We start from the raw sequence: 5,665 nt of genomic DNA on the forward strand, positions 1-5,665 counted from the left end.
ACATAGTATTCCTTGGAATCAGATACTTATATTATTTGCAATTTTTATAATTATGGGACTTGTTGCCGTGTATTTATCTAAAGACAAGATAGAAGGCACATCAATAACTGATGGAATTTATCAAAATGATTAACAATTTGAAAATATAATATAAATCGTTGAGATAAGCTTAATATGAACATATATTAACAGATAATTTATGTATAAGGAGATTATTATGAAAAAGTTAACAGCATTAAGTTTAAATAAAACATATGGAAAAAATAATAATGAGGTCAGAGCTATTGATGAAGTAACTTTAGAAATACAGCCTCATAAATTTACAGCAATAGTAGGGGCAAGTGGTAGTGGTAAAAGTACATTACTTCATTGTCTAGCAGGCCTTGATAAACCTACTTCTGGAAAGGTAATGATGGGTGATTTAGATTTATACACTTTAAATGATGACAAGTTATCTAAGATAAGAAGAGAAGAGTTTGGATTTATATTTCAAAGTTTTAATTTAATACCTGTTATAAATATTTATGATAATATAGTTCTTCCAATTTTACTTAGTAGTGGAAAAATAGATAAAAAGTACATTGATGACTTAATAAATAAATTGGGATTAGAAAAACAGATAAACAAATTTCCAAATGAATTATCAGGAGGTCAACAACAAAGGGTTGCTATAGCTAGGGCACTTGCTAATAAGCCTAAGATAATATTTGCAGATGAGCCTACAGGTAATCTTGATTCGAAAACTACAGAGGAGGTAATGGAGATTTTAAAAATGTGTGTTAAAGAATTTAATCAAACTTTGGTTATGATAACACATAATGATGAGATTGCTAAAATGGCAGATGAAGTAATAACTATAAAAGATGGTAAGTTATTAGAAGAAGATAAAATGAGAGCATAAGAATACATGTGTTAATAATAGATGGGTCTATTTGAAATTATAATATGACATATAATATAAATAGATATTTAAATTAACATAAATAAAAGTGCATAATAGTGGGTGTAATTTTTTAGAATCATCTCATCCGTATAAATCTTCGAAAAAAGAGGAGAAAATAGCTACTAAGCTATAAAACTTAGTAGCTATTTTTGTATATAACAATTTAATTAAAACCTATATCCATATAAAAATATATCTAGTTTAGCATTGACAGAATCAAACGACACTTGTTTTTCGTTTAATTTATTGAAATTTTGGCTATCGTAAAATCCATAGTTACATCTACTATCTGTAAATAAGTATAAAGAGTTTACATTCATACTTTTCATATAATCAGATAAATACTTAACTAAAGTTTTCCCAACACCAAGACCTCTAGACTCTTTAGATACGACAAATAGCTGAATACAACCTTGGAATTGGTCTTCTTTGCCTTTTATAATTTCTTTATACGTAGTTTGAATTTTTAAAAACTCTTCAAGTAAAGTATGATTTTCTTTATTACTAATTATTGACTCAATAGAATTCATATCAATATCTAAAGGATTACTAGAACTGATTATACGGTTTTTATCATTTTTAGCATTGCCTAAAATAAAACCAATTACTTTGCCATTTTTTTGAGCTACTTTACTAAAAGAGCTATTTAAAATACATTCTTGAAGATATCCACTTAAGACAATATCTAGCAACTCCTTGTCTTTAATAAAATCAGAAAATCCAAATGCTTCTCCAATTAATTCTTTGATAATTTTGTAATCTGATGTAACTAAATCTCTGTATATTACTTTGTTCATATTAATAAAATATCCTTTCATTTATATTTATTATTTATACAATAAATGTTGTATAATGATAATAATATCTCCCCTAAAGGGAGAGTCAACAAAAAATAAAAGATTAGAGGAAATAATAAAATGAAAAAACTATTTTCTATTGGAGAAGTTTCTAAAATTAAAGAAATTACAATAAAAGCTTTAAGATATTATCATAAAATGGGAATTCTTATTCCAAAGTACATCGATGAATCTTCTGGGTATAGATACTATTCTATAGAACAATTTGTATATATAGATATTATAAAGGGCTGTAGATCATTAGGAACGAGTATAAAAGAGCTTCAAGAAATTTTTCAACAGTGTGATACAGATAAATTACTGGAATTTTTAGAGGCAAAAAGATATGAAGCAAAAGAAAATATAAATAAGATGAACAAAGTAATCGAAAATATAGATACACTAAGGGAAACTGTAACATCATCTAAAGAAATACTAAATGAAAATGGAATATCAATTAAATTTTTTGAAACACGTTATATAGTAGTTCTGCCATGCAATGAAGCAGGTAGTTTGAAGGAATTAATTTATTATTCTGATTTAGATAAATTGATATTAGAGAAGAATATCAAAATATCTGTACAAAGAGGAGTTATATATAATGTAAATAAGAATAGAAGTCTAGAAGCTAGATATGTATTTAATGGAGTCGAAGAATATAAAGATATAAAAAATGATAAAAATATAAAAGTCTTGCCTAAAGGTAGATACTTAACGATAGTTTATAATACAGAGAATAAGAAGGAATGCATAAAAAAAGTATTTGACTATATAGAAGAAAATAATATAAGTATTGATAGTATTATAGAGTTTGATTTATTTAATGATATTTTCGATACTAAAACTTATAGTAGCTAGATTCAGATTTTTTTAGGTAATCATAAAATAAAGTAAGAACAAAATTATTAATAAAAATATAACGGTAATCAGAAATGCAACTAGAGGTTTACACAATGCAACCGTACAATTATTGATATAAAATGAATATATATACAATAAAAAAGAGGTGATTGCATTAAATTTATACCATAGGATAAAGAAATTAAGAAAATAATTTATCACAAGAACAACTTGCTGAGAAGATAAATGTATCTAGTAAGCTATATCAAAATATCAGTCTAATTAATTTAAGGAGAGATGAGAAAACTAAAATCCTGTGTAAAGGAATAGACATGAGATAATCATGTCTATTCCTTAATTTTATGTTATTTAATAAAATAAACTGTATCCAATTTCTAATTGTTATCATAATTTTTAAGAGATTTATTAACTATTACAGCGAACCAACATAAGGATATACCTAAAATCACATGACCAAGCCCTGCAATATGGCTAAGTCCATCAAAATCACTATTATTAACTTGTAATACACCTCTAAATACTAATGTGGAAATAAAATAAATAAAACCTACATTATATATAATAAGCCATGATTTAAAACCTTTTATACTTGATATATTAAAGTTTTTTTCTAGTAATAATACAATCATAAAGAACATAAATCCAAGCATTAAAACATGAGTATGTGTAACACCTAGGGTAGTTATTCCTGTGAAGTTATTTATTTTTGTGTATTCTCTATAAAACACTCCTAACGCTAATCCTAGTATTAGATAAAATGTTGATATTTTAAAATATTTTTGCATGTTATACCTCCCAATATTGAATAATAATATTTATACCTAAAAAATTTTAATTTAAACTAATTGTATTTTTATTCAAGGGTGTCCCAAAAATGTCACGCCCTTATTGAATTTGTAAAAAGAAATGTAAGAAATGATTAAGTAGATACAACAATTAGATAATAAATTAAAAATGTAATTATCATGTTGAATATATACATATTCTCAACTACAATAAATGAGGGTAATAATAATAAAGGGGGAGAGTGTGTAATGAAAAAAATAAAAATAATATTGCTAATAACATTATGTATATCTCTATTAACAGGATGTGCAAAACAAGCAGAAACAAAGGTAGAAGACACTACAAATAAAGTAAAAGAAGAATATTTATTTGAAAATGATGCAAAAAATATCAACCAAGGTGGCAAGATTGCAAGATACAAAGACACTTACTATTATTCAGAAATAAAAGATGGGGGTAAATTATATTCAAAACCGGTAAGTGGTGAAGGTGAACCTAAAAAAATAAATGATGATGTGCCATTAAGCATAAATATATATAATGATAAACTTTACTACATAAACTATGCCCAAAAGGGCAAATCTCCAGTAATAGTTTTAGATATTCAAGATACCAGTAAAAGAGAAGTATTACAAGATAGAAATGCAATGGATATGTTAATAAAAGATGACAAGATAATAATTGCATATAGAGGAGAAGAAGGAAGAGGTCATGTAGAAGGATACTATTATATTGATGTTGAAGTATCTGATTTAAAATCAGGGGAAGTAATAGATACTTATAGCCCAGGGTATGGTACTGTTACATTAATAGATGAAAGTAAGTATATTTCATTCTCTACAATGGTAGGAAATCGATTGATGGATGAAAAAGAAGACAAACTATTATATCCATCAGAAGATGAACGTGATTTTATGATAAATTATATAGGTGAAAATGAAAAAGGTATACTTATAAATGCAGAGTATACGGCAGATCAAGAAACACCAGGTATTTACTTAGTTTATAGTAATGGAGAACATGAATCTGTATTAACACAAGATGAAGGTATTGTAAATGGTGTAAGTACAGATGAAGACTTATTTTATTTTACAGACGTATCAATGAATGTATTAAATTATAAAAACAATAAGAGTATGAAAATAATGGATTATAGCTTAGAGATATCTGATGGATTATATAAATTTGAAAACACTCTTATAATTTTAAAAGAAAATGGTGACTGGAAAGAGTTTGACTTAGATGAATTAAAAGAAAAGGCAAGCTCGAATCAAGCACAAGAAGATGAAGAAAAAAATAAAGAAGAAGTTAAAGAAGAAGCTGTTGGTAGCACTAATAAACTTCAAGATATGTCAGATGAAAAAATAATATATACTTTACAAGATTATATAGGAAATATTTATAATAAATATTATAGCGAGAGAGATTATTCAGATACTATAGAAGAAGGACAATACTCAGCTATTAACTCTACTTATGGAACTAAGGAAAAATTAATAAGCAGTATGAGCTCTTATTTTACAGATGAAATGTTAAATGAATTGAGAAATGCAGATGATATGAAGTCAGTTGATGGAAAAGAATATCTTGCAACAGTAGAAAATCCATATATTAATCTATGTAATGTAGAAACAATAAAGTCTAAAAATTACAAAGACGGAGTTTTAACAGTAGAATACATTTCAGATTGGGCTGATACTGACTTTGATTGTATGGTTCAATTTGTTGAAGTAAATGGAATAATAAAAATAAATAAGATAGATTATTAGATGTAATAAATAAAAGGATAAAAGTCTAGGAGTAGTGGTGATTGCTAGAGTTTTAAAAATAAAAACTTTGAGCTAAGGTTTGTAGAAAATAAATATTTAATTGTTATAAAGAATTATGAATTTATAGTGTGTTATTAAATACATACATATAAATTTATAATTCTTTTTTACATATAAGGAATTTATGTTGAGTTTGTAATTGTGGAAAATTCCTAGGTTAAAGTATTATCCATGTGTTTGAGCAGTTGTAAATAAAGTGAATTTTGAGCAATGGGCAAAGCCATTGGTGACATGAAGTGGAGCGTCAACGCAGTGGCTTAAGCGAAGTGAATTCTACTAAGAGTAGATTGATTAGTTGGCTAAAATAATATAAATTAATATGTACAATGATAAATATTATCTTACGATAAATTAACAAGACAAATAAACTTTTCTACTAAAATATAGATTTTAAGAAAGAATGTATAATA

Annotated in this window: 5 protein-coding genes; 3 read left to right on the forward strand and 2 right to left on the reverse strand. The window is 25.9% G+C overall.

Annotation, left to right across the window (positions count from 1 at the left end; all coding sequences use genetic code 11):
• Nucleotides 1-217: 217 nt before the first annotated feature.
• A complete protein-coding gene (locus J7G74_RS10430) occupies nt 218-901 on the forward strand; it encodes an ABC transporter ATP-binding protein (RefSeq protein WP_297134984.1) in 684 nt (227 codons plus the stop codon).
• A 209-nt stretch (nt 902-1,110) separates the two neighbouring features.
• On the opposite strand, the gene J7G74_RS10435 is transcribed toward J7G74_RS10430, so the two are convergent.
• Complete coding sequence (locus tag J7G74_RS10435; protein ID WP_297134986.1) at nt 1,111-1,740, reverse strand: GNAT family N-acetyltransferase; 630 nt, start codon at nt 1,738-1,740, stop codon at nt 1,111-1,113.
• Between the two features lie 120 nt (nt 1,741-1,860).
• Here J7G74_RS10435 and J7G74_RS10440 point away from each other — a divergent pair, with 120 nt between their 5' ends.
• A complete protein-coding gene (locus J7G74_RS10440) occupies nt 1,861-2,637 on the forward strand; it encodes a MerR family transcriptional regulator (protein WP_297134988.1) in 777 nt (258 codons plus the stop codon).
• A 377-nt stretch (nt 2,638-3,014) separates the two neighbouring features.
• Here the strand turns inward: J7G74_RS10440 and J7G74_RS10445 are convergent, their stop codons facing one another.
• The gene (locus J7G74_RS10445) at nt 3,015-3,425 is read right to left on the reverse strand and encodes a DUF2871 domain-containing protein (RefSeq protein ID WP_297134991.1); all 411 of its coding nucleotides are present in this window, start codon (nt 3,423-3,425) and stop codon (nt 3,015-3,017) included.
• A 249-nt stretch (nt 3,426-3,674) separates the two neighbouring features.
• On the opposite strand from J7G74_RS10445, the gene J7G74_RS10450 reads away from it, so the two are divergent.
• Nucleotides 3,675-5,195 carry a DUF5050 domain-containing protein gene (locus J7G74_RS10450; protein WP_297134993.1) on the forward strand — a complete coding sequence of 507 codons (1,521 nt, stop codon included), beginning with the start codon at nt 3,675-3,677 and terminating at the stop codon, nt 5,193-5,195.
• The last annotated feature ends 470 nt before the right edge of the window (nt 5,196-5,665 follow it).

It is taken from the genome of Terrisporobacter sp. (genome assembly GCF_017888745.1).
Classification (GTDB): domain Bacteria; phylum Bacillota; class Clostridia; order Peptostreptococcales; family Peptostreptococcaceae; genus Terrisporobacter.